This is a genomic window from Serratia sp. BNK-12, from assembly GCF_047456085.1.
Taxonomy (GTDB): Bacteria; Pseudomonadota; Gammaproteobacteria; order Enterobacterales; family Enterobacteriaceae; genus Serratia; species Serratia liquefaciens.
In genome coordinates this window covers 375,829-395,129 of sequence record NZ_CP179896.1, presented here as the reverse complement: position 1 = coordinate 395,129, position 19,301 = coordinate 375,829, and the positions used below count along the sequence as shown (strand labels likewise).

7 protein-coding genes are annotated in these 19,301 nt (G+C 56.8%); 1 reads left to right on the top strand and 6 read right to left on the bottom strand.

Going from position 1 to position 19,301, the window contains the following annotated elements; all coding sequences use genetic code 11:
• Window positions 1-17 precede the first annotated feature (17 nt).
• Window positions 18-962: a nucleoside hydrolase gene (locus tag ACMGG1_RS01755; protein ID WP_116691080.1), complete on the top strand. Its 945-nt coding sequence runs from the start codon at window positions 18-20 to the stop codon at window positions 960-962.
• A gap of 141 nt (window positions 963-1,103) precedes the next feature.
• Here ACMGG1_RS01755 and ACMGG1_RS01750 read toward each other — a convergent pair whose 3' ends face one another.
• The 6 genes from ACMGG1_RS01750 to yhdP form a co-directional block, all read right to left on the bottom strand.
• Window positions 1,104-1,499 (bottom strand): DUF6911 family protein, encoded by a 396-nt coding sequence (locus ACMGG1_RS01750; protein WP_130017025.1) that lies wholly within the window; start codon window positions 1,497-1,499, stop codon window positions 1,104-1,106.
• Window positions 1,496-11,083, bottom strand: a complete 9,588-nt coding sequence (locus ACMGG1_RS01745) for a hemagglutinin repeat-containing protein (RefSeq protein WP_414161118.1) — start codon at window positions 11,081-11,083, stop codon at window positions 1,496-1,498. The genes ACMGG1_RS01750 and ACMGG1_RS01745 overlap by 4 nt, the downstream gene beginning before the upstream one ends.
• A 26-nt stretch (window positions 11,084-11,109) precedes the next feature.
• Window positions 11,110-12,783 carry a ShlB/FhaC/HecB family hemolysin secretion/activation protein gene (locus ACMGG1_RS01740; RefSeq protein WP_414161117.1) on the bottom strand — a complete coding sequence of 558 codons (1,674 nt, stop codon included), beginning with the start codon at window positions 12,781-12,783 and terminating at the stop codon, window positions 11,110-11,112.
• Between the two features lie 287 nt (window positions 12,784-13,070).
• Window positions 13,071-14,516 carry a metalloprotease TldD gene (gene tldD, locus ACMGG1_RS01735; RefSeq protein WP_414161116.1) on the bottom strand — a complete coding sequence of 482 codons (1,446 nt, stop codon included), beginning with the start codon at window positions 14,514-14,516 and terminating at the stop codon, window positions 13,071-13,073.
• A gap of 7 nt (window positions 14,517-14,523) precedes the next feature.
• A complete protein-coding gene (gene nit1 / locus ACMGG1_RS01730; RefSeq protein ID WP_020832065.1) occupies window positions 14,524-15,384 on the bottom strand; it encodes a deaminated glutathione amidase in 861 nt (286 codons plus the stop codon).
• Window positions 15,381-19,196 (bottom strand): AsmA2 domain-containing protein YhdP, encoded by a 3,816-nt coding sequence (gene yhdP / locus ACMGG1_RS01725; protein ID WP_414161115.1) that lies wholly within the window; start codon window positions 19,194-19,196, stop codon window positions 15,381-15,383. The genes nit1 and yhdP overlap by 4 nt, the downstream gene beginning before the upstream one ends.
• Window positions 19,197-19,301 lie beyond the last annotated feature (105 nt).

Below are 19,301 nucleotides of genomic sequence, written 5' to 3'. Positions count from 1 at the left end.
CTGCATCAGGAATAAAAATGAAAAAAATCATACTGGACTGCGATCCGGGGCATGACGATGCTATCGCCATGCTGCTGGCCTGGGGCAATCCGCAGATCGAGCTGCTGGCCGTCACCACCGTGGTGGGCAACCAAACGCTGGATAAGGTGACCCGCAACGCGCTGGCTGTTGCACGTATCGCCAATATCACCGGCGTGCCCTTCGCCGCCGGCTGCCCACGGCCGCTGGTGCGGCAAATCGAGGTTGCGCCCGATATTCACGGCGAGTCAGGCCTGGACGGCCCGGTTTTACCTGAGCCAACGCTGACGCTGGAAACGCGACACGCGGTAGATTTGATTATCGACACCATCATGGCCCATCCGCCAGGCAGCGTGACGCTGGTCCCCACCGGCGGCCTGACCAATATCGCCATGGCAGTTCGTAAAGAACCACGGATTGCCGAACGGGTGAAGGAAGTGGTGCTGATGGGGGGTGGCTACCACGTGGGTAACTGGAGTGCGGTAGCGGAATTCAATATCAAGATTGATCCGGAAGCCGCGCACATCGTTTTTAATGAGAAATGGCCGCTGACCATGGTCGGGCTGGATCTGACCCATCAGGCGCTCGCCACCCCAGAGGTGTGTGCACGGATTGCCGCCATCCACACCGGACCAGCCAGGTTTGTCGGCGAATTGCTCGAGTTCTTTGGCAAAATGTACCAGCAGGCGCAGGGGTTCAGTGCACCGCCGGTGCACGATCCCTGTGCGGTGGCTTACGTTATTGCCCCCGATGTGATGACGGTGCGAAAAGTCCCGGTAGATATCGAACTCACCGGCACCCTGACACTGGGCATGACGGTAGCCGATTTCCGCACAGCACCACCGCCCGACTGCCATACGCAGGTAGCAGTAACGCTGGATCAGGATAAATTCTGGGGTTTGGTGGTGGATGCTCTAGAGAGGATTGGGGACGTGAAGATTTAATGAACGGTTAACGAGCCGGACATTACCGATGCCGAACAACTGGAGCTCACCGCCGCACCCGGTGTTATTCGATTACGGCGGCGAGAAGATGAGGTTTTTAGGGCTTGATAACACTCCCCCGGCCAAGGCTGGGGGAGTAGATTAGTTCAGAAGATCCGTTGATACATTGCCAGTATCGAAGAACTCCTTAAAGATCCTGACAACAAGATCGAAGTCTTTTGTAAGCTGACGCTCAGGCCAGTGATTACCAAGGATAATGATACTATCTCTTGATGATGACGTATTATCCCAAATGGATCTTACATCACCTCCAGACTCATCATATTCCAGCAAAGTAACTAGATAAAAACCATTCTCTGCCTCAACACTGAGTCTCTCTGGCCCGGTATCTGGAGCATTAATAATCCTGATATTTACGCTACCGCTGCTATTCTTCAGAACATTTAAAAAATCGAGCACATCAGACCACAAAGGGGATTCATTTCTGACATATTCCTCACCAGAACATAAACGAGAAAGCTCATATTTTATTATCATTTTGCAGGCCCCTTATTTTCTATTTTTTTCATACCCTGCTGCCAGAACAGAACGTTACCTGTTGACTCTTCATAAATTGTCAGTGATTTAAGCCCTGCTTTTTCTGCCATGACCTTTACATCACTCAAGCAATAGTTGCAGACTTCTTTCCCTGCTACGCTCATTGCCATTTCGCGCCCTTGAGTCATTCCCTTATCATAAGCCTGCTGGATCACTCCCACTTCCGCATGGGCTGTTCCCATGTTTCCATTAGGGTAATTTTTATCCGGGCGCTTATCTATCTTAGCCTGCACAACATCATTGATGAGAGTCGGTTTATTAAAATCGGCTAACTGTGAAGGCCTTGCTCCCTGGTTAGTATCACTGAACTTATTACCATCAACATTTCCTTTCGCAACGACCTTCACATTCGCATCTACAATCTTGCCAAGTTGTTTCGCCGCTGCCGCGCCAAGTACCGGAGTGACCGAAGCAACAATAATATCGGCTCCTTGCTTCAACTCGGCGTAATCTTTGGCTGTTGCGTAATCAACCCCTTTCGTGGTCATAAAGAAGTTGATCAGTGCGTCTTGGATCTGCTGCTGATTCTGCGCATCAACACTGGTGATATTCAGCAGGTTCACTATCTGGCCGTAAGCATCCGCGTATTGCTGGCTCACCTTCGAGTTATACGGCCCGGTTTCATACTCACCCTTGGCCGCGATAACCTCCAGTCTCGCCGCACCACAGGCCGCACTGGCTGCCGCACCATTTCCGCAGGCCTCGATCACCTTCTTGTCGCTGGCGATATCCTTTTCACGCAGTTCATTAACTTTCTGCTGGGCCTGCTCACGCTCTGCCGGGTCTTTACTGTTCTGGAGCTTCTGCTTCGCCAGCTCGAGCTCTGTCTTTTCAGACACGCTCAGGAAGTTATTCTCGATCGCATTCTTACCGGCCTGCGAAGCCGCTACCGCCCCTGCCGTACTGTCTGAAGCTATCCCCCCTGCCAGTCCTGCGGCCAGTTGGCTCAAAGCACTGACCTCCTGCTTCTCACCTTCTGTCAGGCTGCTTATGTCACGGCCCGGGAACCTTATCTCTACTATCACCCGCGCGGCCAGCTCGCCACCGCCCGCACCCACCGCACCGGCTACCGCAGACTGGTTGTTCAGTTGCGCAGTTATCGCCCCCAATAACGCATGCGCCATTGCGTTCGCTGCCACGTTATTTTCACCGACCCGCGCCTTGATTTCTTTCGCCAGATACGGTGCCGCTCCGCTCGCCAAAGCGCCGGCCAAATTGTTCCCCGCCAACGCCTGCAGCGCGCCCGTTACCGCCTGTGCGGCCCGTTGCATATCGCTGCCGGTGCCGTATTTCTGCATCTCGGCCTGATATTCCGGCGTTTTACGCAACGCTTTCGCATCCAGCCCCGGATGCTTGTCCTTTGCCTTCTGCAATCCATTGATATCACCCTGGGTGCGGACAATATCCATCGTTTGCCCGGCGATTTCGCCGATCAGCTGCGCCTGCTTCAGCCGGTTCTGCTCTTTCTCCTTGTCGAAGATCGCCCCGATACTGCCATTGGCGTTATCCGTATCCCGGCTCAACGCATTCACATCTTGCTGCTGGTTGGCCCGATCGCGAATAACCACGCTACCGCCCGACACCGCAGCCTTGGTCGTGCCTTCTGCATGCCCTCTATTGCCCGCGCCGGAAAGGGCCGCGCCCGCCAGATTGGTCAGCAGATCTGACCCCACCGGGCCGCCGCTGCTGATGCTGCCCCCTTGATGCTCGGCCTTGAAATCCGCCTGATTATGGATATCACTGAAGCCCAGGGTGCCGGTATCAAGACGGTTTTTCTCTGGCGCGGCAGTACTGGCGATGACCGCACCGTCCAACTGCGTATGCTGGTTAACCTTAATATCATAGCCGCCCTTGCCGGCAAATATACCGGTTTGCTCCTGCACGCTGTTATAATTGCTGTGCAATTTGTCATGGCTCATACTCAGACTCCCCGAGCCGCCAGCACCGATGATAGCCACACTGACACCACCACTGACGCTGCTTTGTTTGGCGTCATAGTTGTCGCTATCCTGCTGGCTTTGCATTATCAGGTTACCGCCGGTATCCACCTCCACCCTTTCGCCACTGATTTGTGCCCCTGACAAAAGAGTATTCCGGGTACTGCGCAGTGACAGCACGCCAACGGTGTCTATCTTCGCCTGAGTCCAAAACGTTCCATCACCATGCTCACTGCCCTGGCTTTTGTTGGCATTGGCGAAGACGCTCAATCCCGTCTGTTTTCCCACGCCAATGCTGACGCCGATATTGCCGCCGCTGCTCTTGTTACTTCCTTCGGTCTTCTGAGTATTGGCTGCGCCCAACAGCAAGATGTCACGCTCGGCGACCACGGTGGTGTTGCCCGCCACTTTAAACTGACCGCCGACAACGACAATGTCACCGCTGTCAGCAGTATTGCCCTTGCCGGTTGCAGTCACCTGCATATTATTACCGGCACTGAATGTTGAACCGGCGATGCTCGTTTGTTCCTGATGCTGTTTCGACGACGATTTCTGGCCGCCAAGAGAAATACTGATCCCCACCATGCTGCCTTCTTCAGTATCGGTATCGCCGACTTTTGCCAGTCGACCCGCCTGAGCGGCCTGCACGCCGAATAATGCCGCTTTGACCCCCTGTAAGGCAGCCAGTCGACCATCGGTCTCCTGCTTTGCCTGTTGGGCCGTTGTCACCGCACTATTAATCGCACTGCCCACCGTACCGGACAGCGCCAGACTCAGGCCACTCTGTTTCTGTTCGAAGGCTTCGTCACGACGACGAATATCCTTACCCGGGTCGATATGGACGCTATCCCCCGTCACCGACAGATTCTTATCCGCAATCACATCTGCGCCACTGATATGCACCTTGCCGCGCGCTTCGATATCCACGCTGCCGCCGGTCGAACCTATGGTGCTGACGCTCTGGCTTTGGGTAGTACCATCTTCGTTCAATTGATGACGAGAAGATTTACTGCCGATGGTCACGCCGATGCCGCCACCGCTGAACACGCCGCTGGTTTTTTTCTCGTTCAGCCGGTAAAGGGATTGCTCCTCGGTGGCGGCAAAAATATCGATGGTATTATCGGCCTTTAATGTGACCTGGCCGTCACCCACTATCGTCGAACCCCGTACTGTCAGGTCGTTACCGGCGTTGAGTAAAACGTTGTCGCCACTTAGTACCGCTCCTTTCTCATGGGTCGCGTAGTCCTCCTCCACCGTATGGGTGGTGGTTTTGGACATAAACCCTTTCTTGACCTTAGTCTCTTCGAAGAAGCTGTAGTCACTTTCAGTTACGCTGTCCACCACGATATTACGGTCGGCGTTAACCACCAAATCTCCACTTACCTGTGCCTGAGTACCCTCGAAGATGGCATCCTGGCCAGCATCAACGCGCAAACTGCCGCCGGCGATTTCGGTGACCTGTTGGCGTATGGACTCCTTCACCCGCAGCTGGCCGCCGCCGTGGCTTGCCTGATACTCCCGGTTTTCCACGCTGTTAAGATTTACGTCTCGCTTGCCACTCAGAAGGATGTCGCCGTCACCCACCAACACCGCCGCCTGCGAGTTCAAATCATGCTCGGCATGTAGCGTCATATTCCCACTACTGGTGATGATGCTGCGATCGGCACCGCTGCTGATGCGCTCGCTATTACTGGTTTTATCAATGGATTCCGTGTGATTGACAAGCAGGTTGATATCACCCGTCGCCTGCAGATTCATCGTGCCATCAGAGGCGATCCTCGCGCCGATAACATCGATATTTTTGTCGGCACGCATGATCAACGCATCTTCTGCGCTAATGACAGCAGTATCGCCAACTTCGGTACGCGACAGCGACAACGTCTGGCCGCCCTGAGTCCCTGTGGCATCCCACTGGCGAGCCTGAGTTTTATTGATAATGCTGCCATCCAGACTTTCAATCACGACCCGCTTGCCGCTGATGGTCGAGCCGATATTGCTGATATCGCCAATGGCGCTGAGCTGCAAATTGCCGTCGGCGTCGAACAGCCCCTGGTTAAGGTTGCTGATACCCGTTTTACTATTAACGTTGAGCCGTTCACCACCTTGTAGCGAGCTGCCGTCATTACGAATACTGCCGCCGTTCAGGTTAACGATATTGCCGGTGATCACGCTGCCATTGAGCTGGGCTGCGTCACCTTTGGCCAAATAGAGTTTTGGCGCCAACACCGTCTGGCCGTTAATCGTTACCTTCTCCCACCAGACGATGCTTTTATCCAACTGCGCAACCTGGCCCGGCGTCAGGCTAACGCCAAACTGCAAGTTCAGGCCGCTCTGCACTTGTGCGGCGTTGTCGATCAACTGCTGCATCTGCGCCAAATCGGAGCCGATACCGTTGAGATAGCGCTTGCCGGTCTGGCTGAGCATGGCGTTGCTGATATAGCGGGTATCGAACGCCGCATCCCCCAGGAACCGATAGTCGTAGTCCGGATTAAGTCGCAGTCGATCGAGGAAGTAGGCCGAACCGATAAACTGTTTTTCATCGGTAAAACGGCGGTCGTTTTCACGCGGAGCGGCACCCGGCTGTTGGCCCAGCATGGCGTAGAGATCGTTGAACAGGCTGTTATCCAACTGCCCCAGGCCGTCCAGTTTCGGGTTGGTGGTGATCAGGTATGGGCTATTGGGATCCGCGCTGACGACAAAACGGCCGCTATCCCCGCCCGGCAGTGGGTAGTCCGCCAAGGCTACGGCGTTATTCCCCAGCGAGCCCAGGGCCGCCTGCAGGTTGTCTTTCCACTCCGCTGAACCGAAGGCAACGCTCTGATCCGCCGCCAGATCCTGCTGTTGAACACCGCTGATAGCCTCCGGCTGCTGCAGGCTGTCCAATGTTGGTCTAGCCAGGGTATGGCTCAGGCTGCCGGCGTTCGGTGTCACCATGCTGTTGCTGATATCGTCGGTAAAATGGACGTTAACGGCACCACCGGCCTGGATCACGCTGCGATAAACAGCGGTGTTTTCGTTCTGGTACTCTGGCTGTCCGGTTAAGCGGTACTGAATGGGGGTATTGACGTTATCACGGATGTAATGGCCGCTCTTTTTGAAGTCAGCCAACGAGCGGTGCTTGTCGAAATCATACTGTGCGATTTCGCCGTCATAACGGTAATTCAGGTATTTATTCTGACTTCCTGCCTGGGTGCTCTCATTATTCAGCGAGCCGCCACTCAGCGAAATATCACCATTGGCCAGCATGTCGCTGGCAATATTGTCAAAACGCGTAATGGTGCCGACAATGTCCTTTCCTGCGGCAATTCGCCCAGCGCCCCCGTTCGCAGTGACGGTTACGCTGGATGATTCAACCAGGATCTTTTTATCAATGGCAGGCGCTTTAGGCGCTAAATAATAGTAATCATCAACGGAACCGTTGCCATGCCCCATGCTGCCGCCGGTGCGCACCGTTTTGATGTAATAACCGAGCTCGCTTTCAGCCAAATCCCCCAGTTTCATATTGACCAGCGTCTGGCCGTTCCACAGCGGATCTTTCGCCGTCGTCTGCTTTTCGGTGCTCACCGACCAGCCATCACGCTGATTGAGCAAATGCGCGGTGTTGATCTGAATATTGCCATTTTCGGTCTCGATGGTGCCGGAGGTGTTGACGATCTCACTGCTGGCATTGCCGGCCGCGTCTTTTTGCATCCACAGGTTGTTGCCCGCCAGGACGTCGCCATGCTGGTTAGTGATACGTTCCGCCAACAGTTGCACATCGCCACCGCCGTACAACATGCCGGTGTTGAGCAGATGGTTAGCCGCGCTCAGCAGCAAATTGCCGGCGGTACCGATAAACCCGTTATTGTTGATATCGCCACGGCTCAGCAACTGTACCCAGCCCCCCGACTGCAGACTGGCGGTGCTGTTTTGCGTGATGCCGGCGGCTTCGATCCGCACGTCGCCGCTTCCGCCGCGCAGGGTACCGGCATGGGTCAGTTGGCCAGCGCTACGCACATCGATGCTCTGCCCCTGGAGGGTACCCAGCAGCACAACATCGTCGTCGCTGCTCAGGGTCAGCTTTTTACCTGCCGCCAAGGTGCCATTCTGGGTGAAGGCTTCCTTTAACGTCAGCGTAATATTGCCCAGCGCCACCAGTTGACCGTACTGATTCAGCAGGCTGCTCACCAATGTCGCATCGCCACCGCTGAACAGCTTGCCGTTCTGGTGGTTATCAATCTGCCGCGCGTTAACGCTCATCTGGCTTGTCGCCAATAGCGTGCCGGTATTATCCAGGCTGCCTGTCTGTAGCGTTAAATTGCCGCCCTGCAGGGTTCCCATATTATTCAGAACATCGAGCGTAAACCGGGTATCGCCGATACCGCTCAATGTGCCGCTGTTATCCAACCGGGTGCCCCTGAACGTCAGGCTATTAGCCTGCAGCCAGCCAAGGTTATTCAGCGAAGGCGCTTGAAGATCCAGTGCGCCGCCGACGATCATTTTGCCTGAGTTGATCAACTGGCGATCCAACCGCAATACGCTGCCGCCATCTCCCTGCAGATCCCCAGCGTTGTTTAGCTCTGCCGCCTCTACCCGCAGGGTTTCCAGGCTGCGTACCGTGCCACCAGCCAGGTTATGGAATATGCCACTCAGCTTGGCCTCCAGATTTTTCTGCCCCTGCAGCCTGCCGGTGTTGGTCAGTTCAGCGGCTTTTAACGTCAACTCGCCCGCCTGTACATGACCCTGATTGTTCAAGGTCTGCGCCGTCAGATCCGTTTTCCCACTGGAGAAGATCTTGCTGCTGGTTTCCGTCTTGAGGCTGTCACTGAGATCCAAATGGATCCCTCCCGTGCCCGCCTGCAACACGCCTTTATGATCCAACTGCTGAGCCGCCAGCCTGATGCTGTCGCCCTGCCATACTCCGTCGTTTTCGACTGTCGCCGCCCCTACCGTCAGTTCCCCTTCGCTGAGCAACTTGCCGCTTACTGTGTTGTTCAGATCCTTTTGCAACTGCAACGCCAACTGCCGTAGACCAATCAGATTGCCGCTGTTGTTCACCGTGTTGGCCGTGACGGTGGTCGCCGCACCCTGCGCTTCCCCCTGATTGCTGATGCTGTCGGCCGAAAGCTGTAATGCGCCTTCGCTCAATACCTTGCCGTCGTTTTTCAGCGTGGCAGCCGTCAGTTTCAGTGGCCCCTGGCTCAACACTTGCCCACTGTTGTGCAATGTCTGTTCAACCGTTGCCGTCAGCCCATTTTCCCCCAGGGTACTGCCAGTGTTGGCCCAACCTTGTACGCCGATATCAATGTTCTGTCCCTGTAACTTACCGGCGTTATTCAACCGTTCCCCCTGCAGCGCCAACGCCCCCCCGGCCAGCACTCGCCCTGCCACGCGGTTTTGCAGATCTTTCGCTGTAATCTCCGCCAGCCCCTTGGCCTGTATCAGCCCACTGTTCTCCACGTCTTGCGCCGTGAGCTTCATGCTGTTTGCCGCGAGGGTGCCGGTATTGTTTAACGTTGGAGCCTTTAACGTCAGCGTATTGTCCGCCACCAGCTTGCCCTGGTTGTCCACCTTTTCACTAAAGTTCAGCTCCACCCCGGAGGCGCCGATCTGCCCGCTGTTGATCAGGGTTGTGCCATTCACCGTCAGCCGTTTGCCGGCCAGCAGTTCGCCTTGTTGATCGAGCCGATTTACCTTCAGCGTGAAGCCATTATCGGCCTGCAGATGCCCTCGCTGGCGCAGTGAACCACCGCGCCAGTCAATGTTAAGTGCGTTGATTTGGCCGCTGTTATCGGCAGTCGCAGCGGAAAAGTTCAAATCCCCCAAGGTGTTAAACACGCCCGCCAACTGCGCATCCTGCGTAATTTTTAACGCCATGCCCTGTTTGGCCTGGGTGCGGGCGCCTGCGGTGGTCGACAAATTCTGGCTGTCCATCGTCAGGGCGAGTTCGCTGGAAAGCAGCCCACCCAACCGCACGTCATTAGCCTGAATGACAATATCGCTATCACTCAGCAGCGATGAGCCTGCAACTGTGCTCAGTATGCCGCCGTTGAGGGTGATGCCCTGCTTGCCGCTGGCGCTGCCCACCAGCAAGAATTCCCCGGCCTGTACGGTTAAGAGGCCATCTGCAGACAGGGAACCTGCCACGTTAAGCTTGTCGCGCACGCGCAGCTCAAGCTGCTGCCTGGCCCCGATGGCCCCTTGGTTACCGACGCTTTTAGCCGTAATCCGCTGAACACCGCCCGCTTGCAACTGCCCTCGGTTCTCAAGCCGTTCGCCGATCAGCGTCTGCGTGCCCTGTGCCTGTATCCGCCCGCTGTTGTCCAGGCCCTGTGTCTGAATGTGGCTGTCGCGGTTGGCGGCCAGCTGGCCGCTGCTGCTGAGGTTATTGGCTTGCAGGTGCAGATCGCGCCCGGCGGTCAGAACGCCCTGCCAGTCGCCGTCACCGTTAAGCGTCATATTGATGTCGCCTTCGGCAGTCAGGCTGCTGTCTTTAGCGCTGCTCAGGGTGTCTGCGGTCAACTGCAGTTTGCCGTCAGTACTGGCTTTGCCCGCCTGCAATTTGCCTGCGGCGGTAAGCTGCATATCGCCTTTGGCGTTCAACGCGGCCTTGTCCAGAGCCAGTTCACCCCGGCTGTTCAGGCTCATCGCCTGGCCAGTCTTATGGTTGCCGCTCAGCGTCATTCCTGCCGCCGTAGCATTCAGGCTCCCCTCTGCCAGCGTATTATTCAGCCGCAGTTGCCCATTGGCATCCAATTGAATATCGCCCTCACGCGCGTTGAGGTTGCCGAGGTTGACCCCAACGCCTTTTTCACTGGAGACCAGGTGGATACGGTTGGCGTAAATGCCACCAAGCGCACCAGTATCAATCGCCACCTTGGGCGCGTCGCCGCTGCCTGCAATCGCCGTGGCCTTGCCGGTAGCATCTACCCGGTTGGCCCCGAGCGTGATGCTGAGGTCCTTGGCGTGCAGTTGCGCGTTAATCTCGGTTGCGCGGGCGATCAAGGCAAATTTTTCGCTCTTGCCGGCGTCCAGCCCTTTACCCTGAATGGTGATTGCCCCCTGGGTGACTTCCAGCGCCTGCAGCTTGCCGTCAGCACCCAGCACCGGCTTGCCGGTCGTCAGCGTCGCGTTGGGGGTATTGATAAAGCCGCAGCCGTCGCAGGTGATGCCATAGGGGTTGGCAACCATCACGCTGGCCTGCTTGCCCGCGACCTCCAGGTAACCGCGCAGCTGTGAGGGGTTCGGTGCCACCACCTCATTGATGATGCCCTGCGCTTCCCCGCCGGCCTGCAGGTTGGGGTTGTTCTGGATCAGCCCGCCAAGCTGGCTCTGATTGAGCTGGCCAGTGGCGTTGTTGAGGATCGTCCCCTCTTTGCCAACGTTGAAATCGTTGTATTTGTTATGCGAAATACCGGCCTGGTTCGGCGTGGCAATATTGATCACCGGCACACCATTGGCGGCCTGATCCACTCGGGTATTGCCTTCGGCTACGTTAATGCCCTCGGCCAGTACAGGCAGCAACGGTTGCCCCGCCAGCAATGTGCACAGGGTATAACTCAGCAGGCGCTGCGTGGTATTAAGGTTTTGATTATCATTATGTTTCATCCTTGAAACCTTCCTGTGCGTTAGCGTTAAATTACGATATTGACCCGGTAATAGACCGAAACACGATCCGGCTTCATTCCATCCGGGTAAGCCAGTGGCCAGCCGACGGTCAGTTGACTGCTGAAATAGCGGCTACGGCTCCCCAGGCCCAGGGCGCCGCCCCACAGCGTCCCCGAGGCATTGGCATCCAGCGCGTCACGGTGCAGATAGCCGCCGTCCACCGCCACCAGGGCGTTAATACTGCCGACATACGGCAAGGTCACCAGCGCCCGGTTAACTTCATTACGCCAGTAGCCGCCCTTGTCACCGGAAAGATACTGCTCCTTGAAACCACGTACCGAGCTCTCACCACCGATGGTCAGACGTTCGCTGCCGTATAAGCGGTGATTGCTCCACTGGCTGTACAGGCTGGTGAGATAAGTCCAATCTTGCGCCAGCGGCAGGTAGTAGCTGCCGGAAAGCGAAAGTTTATGAAATTCGGCGCGGGGGGCTTCCTTGATTTTTCCGCTGTCGTTCTCTGCCCCTAGCCACGGCACCCCGCGGCTGTAAGCCGGGTTCAGGGTGGCGAAACCGCCCAACAGCTTTTGGCTGTGGCTAACACCCAGCGTCACGCTGGTCAGTTTGCGGCTGCTGCTTTCCAGCCGGGTGTCATTGAGATAATTGCGATTGATGCGGTGCGTGACCCCCAGCGACAGGCCGGTTTTCATTTCGCCGTCACGGAACAACACCCGCGAAACGCCCAGCCGATGGATCTGGCTGTCACCGCTGGAACGCCAGTCAAAGCCCTGGTTGTTGAGGGTAGCCAGGTAGTCGCTGTAGGAATAGTTGTAATCCAGCGTCCAGTAGCCGTAAGGCAAGCTGAGGCCGGCCTGCACGCTGCGCGCATTGCGATCGTTGGCGAAATCGCTGCTACGGGCACCGGCGACAAACCATTGATCCGCCAGCCCCAGCAGGTTATTGCCGGTCAGCGATCCGTTGATCTGACCGGCACCGGTACTTTTTTGCCCGCTGTTGTCGAACCCTGCTCCCAGCGTCAGAGGAAATTCAGGTTTGGCGCTCAGATTGACCACCGAGTAACCCGGCCGGCTACCCGGCAGAATTTCTATCTGTACCGGCTGCTGACGCAGTCGGTTGATCTGTTCCATGCCCTGTTCGATATCACGCAGATTAAGAATATTGCCCTGCAGGCCCGGGAAGGCCATTTTCAGCATGCGATCGTCTCGTTGCTCCAGCAGAACGTTCTCCAGCTTGCCCTCCAGCACCAGCAACCGCAGCTCGCCGCGCGACAGATCCTGTTCGGTCAGGAATGCGCGGCTGGTGATATAGCCACGGTTGATATACCAATCGGAGATCTGCTGCACCAGCGTCTGGACTTGGCCCAGATTCAGACATTGCTGCAGATAAGGCTGCGTGAGTTTACGTTGTGCACTGGCGGGCAGATGATCCGCGCCTTCCAGCCGGATATGGGTGATGCTAAAACAAGGTCCGCCAGCGTTGGCGTTGGGTGATGCAGGGGGCGGCAAGGCCGGCGTCAGGCTACGTTGCAGCTCCTGCCGCTGCTGCTGGTTTTGCTCAAGCAATTCACGCTGCTGTTGTTGAATGGTGTCACGATCTGCCGGGCTAAGCAGGTTAGCGCCCGCCGCGGAGGAAAAGAAAATGCACAGCAAAGCTGTCGAAAGTCGTTGAGTCACTGAATCCATTCAGAAGATCATCCGTGTGTTTTTTCAGCATTTTAACGACGGAAGGAAGAATGTAACAAGCTGTGAATCATTAGCTGGAGAGGCAATTAGGGCAATCGATACAGAAAGCTCTTAGGGAAAACCGCAGAAAATAGCTTCAAATAGTTAAATCTAATTTATTGATTTACTGAGGCTGGGAAAAACAGTGAATCGCTCTTAATTTAAGCAAAGCCAACTCATTGCCGTTAATGCGATGCAGGCCGCAAAATGGCGTTTGATAGGGGCCGGGATCCGGCCCCAGGAGACGGTTACGCGGTACCGCCAACGGTCAGGGTGTCCAGCTTCAGGGTCGGTTGGCCGACGCCCACCGGCAGGCTTTGCCCCTCTTTGCCACATACACCAACGCCTTTATCCAGCGCCAGATCGTTGCCGACCATTGAAATCTGCTGCATCGCCTCGATACCGGAGCCAATCAGCGTAGCGCCTTTCACCGGTTTGGTGATGCGGCCATTTTCAATCAAATAGGCTTCGGTGGTGGAGAACACGAACTTGCCCGAAGTGATGTCCACCTGACCGCCGCCGAAGTTAGGCGCATACAGGCCGTACTCGACGCTGGCGATGATCTCTTCCGGCGTCGACTTACCCGCCAGCATGTAGGTATTGGTCATGCGCGGCATTGGCAGGTGCGCATAAGACTCGCGGCGGCCGTTACCGGTCGGTGCAACGCCCATCAGGCGCGCATTGAGCTTGTCCTGCATGTAGCCTTTCAGGATGCCGTTCTCAATCAGCACGTTGTACTGACCCGGTACGCCTTCGTCATCGATAGCCAGTGACCCACGACGCCCTTGCAGAGTACCGTCATCCACTACGGTGCAAAGCTCGGAAGCCACCAGTTGGCCCATCTGACCGCTGAACACCGACGTACCGCGACGGTTGAAGTCACCTTCCAGGCCGTGGCCTACCGCCTCATGCAGCAGTACGCCTGGCCAGCCTGCGCCCAACACCACCGGCATATTGCCCGCCGGCGCCGCAACGGCAGACAGGTTGATCAACGCCATGCGCACCGCCTCTTTGGCGTAGGCATCGGCGCGAACGTCACCCTCGACGATTTCCAGGAAATAATCATAGCCAAAACGACCGCCGCCGCCGCTGGAGCCGCGCTCACGCTTGCCGTCTTGTTCCACCAGCACGCTGACGGACAAACGCACCAAGGGGCGCACGTCCGCCGCCAGGGTGCCGTCAGTAGCCGCGACCAGGATCTGCTCATATACGCCGGTGATACTGGCGCTGACTTCCTGTACGCGCTTATCGGTAGCGCGGGCCACCTTATCAACGCGATGCAGCAAGGCGATTTTTTCTTCACGCGGCAGGCTTTGCAGCGGATCAAGCAGCGGGTACAGCGCCTTATGGCTGATTTCGCCCAGGGTATGTACCTGGCCGTTGCCCTTGTCACGTACGATGCTGCGCGCCGCCTGAGCGCTCTGCTGCAAAGCGCTCAGGGTGATCTGATCGGCATAGGCGAAGCCGGTTTTTTCGCCGCTGACGGCGCGTACCCCGACCCCTTGGTCGATATTGTAAGAACCATCCTTGATAATGCCGTCTTCAATCACCCAGGCTTCATGGTAGCTCGACTGGAAATAGAGATCGGCATAATCGAGGCGGCGTTCTGCCAGTTGCCCCAGGACGGAAAACAGGTCTTGGTGGCTCAACTTATTCGCAGCAAGTAACTGCTCACTGACAAACGTCAGGCTCATAATTTTTTCACTCTTTAATGGAGGAGTTTTTTTCAAACGGCGCCGTCAGCGACATCTGGAATCTGTTGTGTTGCAACACCGGCATCTGCTCACGAATCGTTTTGAGGCCGGTAGTGTCAACCCGCACTTTCAACGCCGAGACCGCATCCGCGTTTTCGGCCAGCACCTTGCCCCAACCGTCTACCGCCAGCGAGTGGCCCCAGGTGCGGCGAGTCGGGCCATGGCTGCCGACCTGCGCCGGCGCCAGGATCACACACTGGTTTTCAATCGCCCTTGCGCGCAGCAGTATTTCCCAGTGCGCTTCACCGGTCACACGGGTAAAGGCTGCAGGCACGGAAATCAGTTCAGCGCCCTGCGCTCGCAACGCCTGGAACAGCGCCGGGAAGCGCAAATCGTAGCAGATGGTCATGCCAAGCCGACCGACCGGGGTATCCACTACCGTGAGCTGTTGGCCATGTTGATAGGTGTCCGACTCACGATAATGGCCGTGGGAGTCGTTAATGTCCACGTCGAACATGTGCAGTTTGTCGTAACGCGCTCGGATCTCGCCCTGATCGTCAAACAGCAGGCTGCTGGTAGTGATAAGCGCAGGATTTTCGCGGCTGACCAGCGGCATGGAACCGACCAGCAACCACACGCCATAGCGTCGCGCCATTTCACGCACCGCGTTTTGCAACGGCCCGTCGCCCTGTTGCTCCGCATGCTCACGATAGGCCGCAGAGTTGGCGAACAGCAGCGCATTCTCCGGCGTCATTACCAGTTTTACCCCGGCATTGAGCTGCTTAATCTGCTGTTCAATCTGGGCCAGGTTGTCACGCACCCGATCGCCACTGCACAACTGTAACAACGCAACGTTAGCATTTCTCATGACGCCTTATCCTCCTTTGGCTTACGCAACACCTCATTGATCTTCGGCTGATCCAGGCTGCCGCCGATATGGTAACGAATCAGCGAAATCTTGTTCCACAGCGGCCCCAGCACTTTGGACGCGGCAAACACCGCAGCACCGACAATCGGGTTAATCACGAATGCCGTCGCCACGCCGACGGTGGCTGAAATTTCCGGCGCCACCACCGCTTCCATATCAATCTGCCGACGCGCCAGGTCAATTTGCCCGCTCATGGCGATATCCGCTGCCAGCCCGTCAACCAAAAGGTTATCGGTATGCATTATGCCATCTTTCAACCACGAGGTGCTGCGGATGGAGTCAAAGTAGAAGCCTTTGCCGAAGGTATCGCTGAAATCGAACTGTAGCTTGCGTAACAGGGCATCGAAGCTCACCAGACGCAACAGCTGGCCGGCACGACCGCCGCCCATGCTGTCGATTTCGCCCTTGCCCATATTGATTTTCAGCGCGCCACTCAGGGTATTCAACTGCGGTTTCCACGGCTGGCCGCGCCAGTAGAGATCGAAATCGACGTCATAAGGTGCGCCTTTCAGCGGCGTGGTGATGCCGAAGAAAGCCGCGGTTTCATCAATTTTGGCACCCAGCAGTTTACCTTTCAGCGAGCTGCGCTCTTCCTGGGCATTCTGTTTCCACAAACCGCTGGCGGTCATGCGCCCTTTGCCGGTATCGACTAACCCGTGCGTCAGCAGGAGGGTATCCCCCTGATTGGTCAAATCAGCCTCAACCTTGCCGAGGTTCTGCCCCATCACCCAGCACGACTTACAGCGCAGCATCAGCGACGGCCAGTCGCGGAAGGAAACCTTGTCTGCGGCCACCTGCGCAGCTGCGGTCGCCGTCGGAGTGCTCTTAGCGGCGTCAAACTGCGGGTTGTAATAGAGATAATTGATATCGGCGCGCCACGGCCCCCGGTCCGCCACCCGCAAACTGCCGTCAACCTCATCGCCCTTGGCGCTGACCAGCGTGGCCCCCAGTTGCTTCTCTGCCGACAGCGTCAGCTTATGCCACGCCTGACCGCCTAGCAGCAGCTGTGGCGTTTTTAGTGCGACGGTGGTCGGGAAGTTAAATCCGCCCACCTTGCCCATACCGCCACTTTGTTTCAGCGCCGGTGCCATCAGGCCCAGCCATTTCTCACCGTCCAGCGGCGGCAGGTTAAGCGTCAGCGATTTTCCGTTCGGTAGCGGTGGAGTCCCACTACCAGCGGTCTGCCAGGCCGCCCGTGCCAGCGTGACTTGCTGTTTGGCGAAGGTCCATTCGCTGTTGAATTTATTTTGTTTGCCAGCACTGCCGGTCAGCATGAATCCATTCAGACCGCCTTTCACTTTTACGCTCAGCGGCAATGGCTCACCCGCCGGTTTATCTAATGGCGAAGGTAAGTGACTACTTACTTTCTTAAGGTCCGCATCAACGCCAATGTCATAGCTGGCCGCGCCCTGATGAGGCAATACGATGGCCACCTGACCCTGCCAAGGGGCGCTGCCGCTCAGTGCATCGCTCACTTCCTGCGGGATGCCAGGGAATTTGCCCGGTTGCCAGTCAGCTTTCAGGCCAACGTTGACCTTGTAATCGTTTTTCCCTTCCTGAGTGTTGAAATCCACCGCCACCGGCTGTCCAAACCAATTGGCGGACAGGGTATCGCTGCTCAGGTTGCCGTTATCAAAACGGAACTTGCCGCTGACCTTTTGCAGCTCACTGTCGATAGGCTTCACCAACAGTGAGTTATTGTTCAGTGCAACTTCACCGGTGGCGCGCACCAGCTCGCCGTTCAAGGGAATATCGAGGTGTAAGCGCCCACTGACATTACCACCAATCTGCAGTTCGTCCAGAGCAGAGCCCAATGAATCGTGCAGCGGAGTCTGTTTGAAATAGTCATGGATTTCCCCCCCCTGGCCCGCGACCTCGGCATCCACCAACAAACGCTCTTTCAGGTAGTCCGGAATGACGGCGCTAACATTTTTACCATCGACTTTACCCAATTTGGTTTGCGGAGCGTTCATCCACAGCCCTTCATTGGCGAAGTCGAGATCGATAGCCAGATCGGTCAACGCCGGCCAATCCGGTTGGAACTGGAAGGTGGAATGACGCAGCGGGACAAACACCTCAAACTGACCTTCGTTTTTGCGGTACGGGAAATGCTGCGGGTCACCGTTGTAGATCAGCGTGGCGTTATCCACCTGCCCACCCTGGATGGCGCCGCTGAGGTAATCCACCAGATGCTTGCCCATCAGGGGCTCAGGGAAGTAGCGCCAGGCGTCCGCGCCGTCGTACAGACGGATACCTGCCAGAATATTCAGCCACGGGTCGCCTTTGGCCGGCTGCTGATAGCGGAAGTCACCGTTAACCCACAGCGATTTGGCTTTCACATCCAGGTTTTGGCTCGCCAGTTCCCAGCCCTGATCGTTGTTCTGCCAGGTCAGAACCCCCCGCGCGCTGCTGATTTCCAGAGGTGCCCGGAACATATCGCCATACGGCAAGGTGCTGTTTTTGAGATCAAGCTGCAGACGACCATTTTCCACACCGCCACTCAGTGCGCCGGAGAAGTGATTCACGCCGGGCAACAGTTTCCAGTGCTGCCAGCTGACATCCTGCCAAAGGGCCTGGAAACGCGTTTTTTCCGGTTGTTTCAGCGGGATATCCAACGCCAGCGCGTTGACCTTGCCTTGCGGCTGCAGATCGTTCCAGCGATCCAACACGTCCGGGCTGAGGAAAGAGAAGGTCGGCAGTAGCGCGGCCAGGCGCTCAAGCTGAATGTCAGTGGCGCGCACGCGCAGCTCTTCGGTTTGCCCTGGGCCCAGGAACTCGGTGTTTTCCGGCAACCACAGCGCAGACAGTTTACCCTGTGGCCAGGCCTGACCGTCGGTGGCCAGGTTCAACTGCGGAACGTCCACCTGCCAGCCGGTACCCTGACGGCTGAGCGTCAGCGCCAGATTGTCCACGTCGAGCCGATGAGCTTGAGTCCCCACGTTCCAGTTGGCCGCCCCCTGTTTCAGTAATGCACTGCCGGTGGCGATTTCACCATTTTGGATCTGCAGCCAGGCCGCCAGACTGAAGTCTGCGCTTTCCAGCCCGGTATTGGCGCGCAGCCAACGGGTGAACCAGGGCTTCATATCGATATTGTCGGCCTGCATATAGACAGTGCCGGTATTCAATAGCCCTTGGTTATCACGCAGATCCATGCGCAGTTGCACCACACCATGCTGACCGTTCAGCGTCGACAGGCTGATCTGCCCTTCTGCCCGGTGACGATCGCGGCCGTTCAGCCAGGTCAACTGCGGGATTTCGAATTCGGCACGCGCGCCGGCGGGCGTCAGGAATGAGATGCGGCTGTCGCGCAGGTCGAAATGATCCAGCTGATGCAGCAGCAAATCGGTGATTTTACCCGGTTCGATGGTGCTACCCTGGTGCTCATCGCCGCCCAGCGTGGTGTTAAGATCGAACTGGAGTTGGTAAAAGGTAAGATCGCGGAACTGCCAGCGCAAATGCAGCAGCGATTGCCACACGTCCAGCGCCAAGGTCACGCGTTCAATCTTCAGATTGCTTTTGGGCAGCGTGGCGCGCACGTTGCGCATTTCAAGCTGTGGGCCAAAAGTTTCCCAACTGCCCTGGATGAAATCGACCTGTACGGGCACGCCGGAGAGGCTTTCAACCTTTGCCAGCAATTGAGGGCGATAGTTGTTCAGTTCAGGCAGCGCCAGACGCAGCCCGCTGATCAGCAACGCCACGATGACAATCAGAGTGGCGCCTGTAGCTAACAAAATCCCAGGCAGTCGCCTCACGCAGTTCTCCTTGCTTCCGCTGCCTGGCAACGGGAATATCTATGCACGATGGGGCTCAGTATGCTGAGCCCCACTCATGTCTGACTTTAGCCACCAACGGGCGAA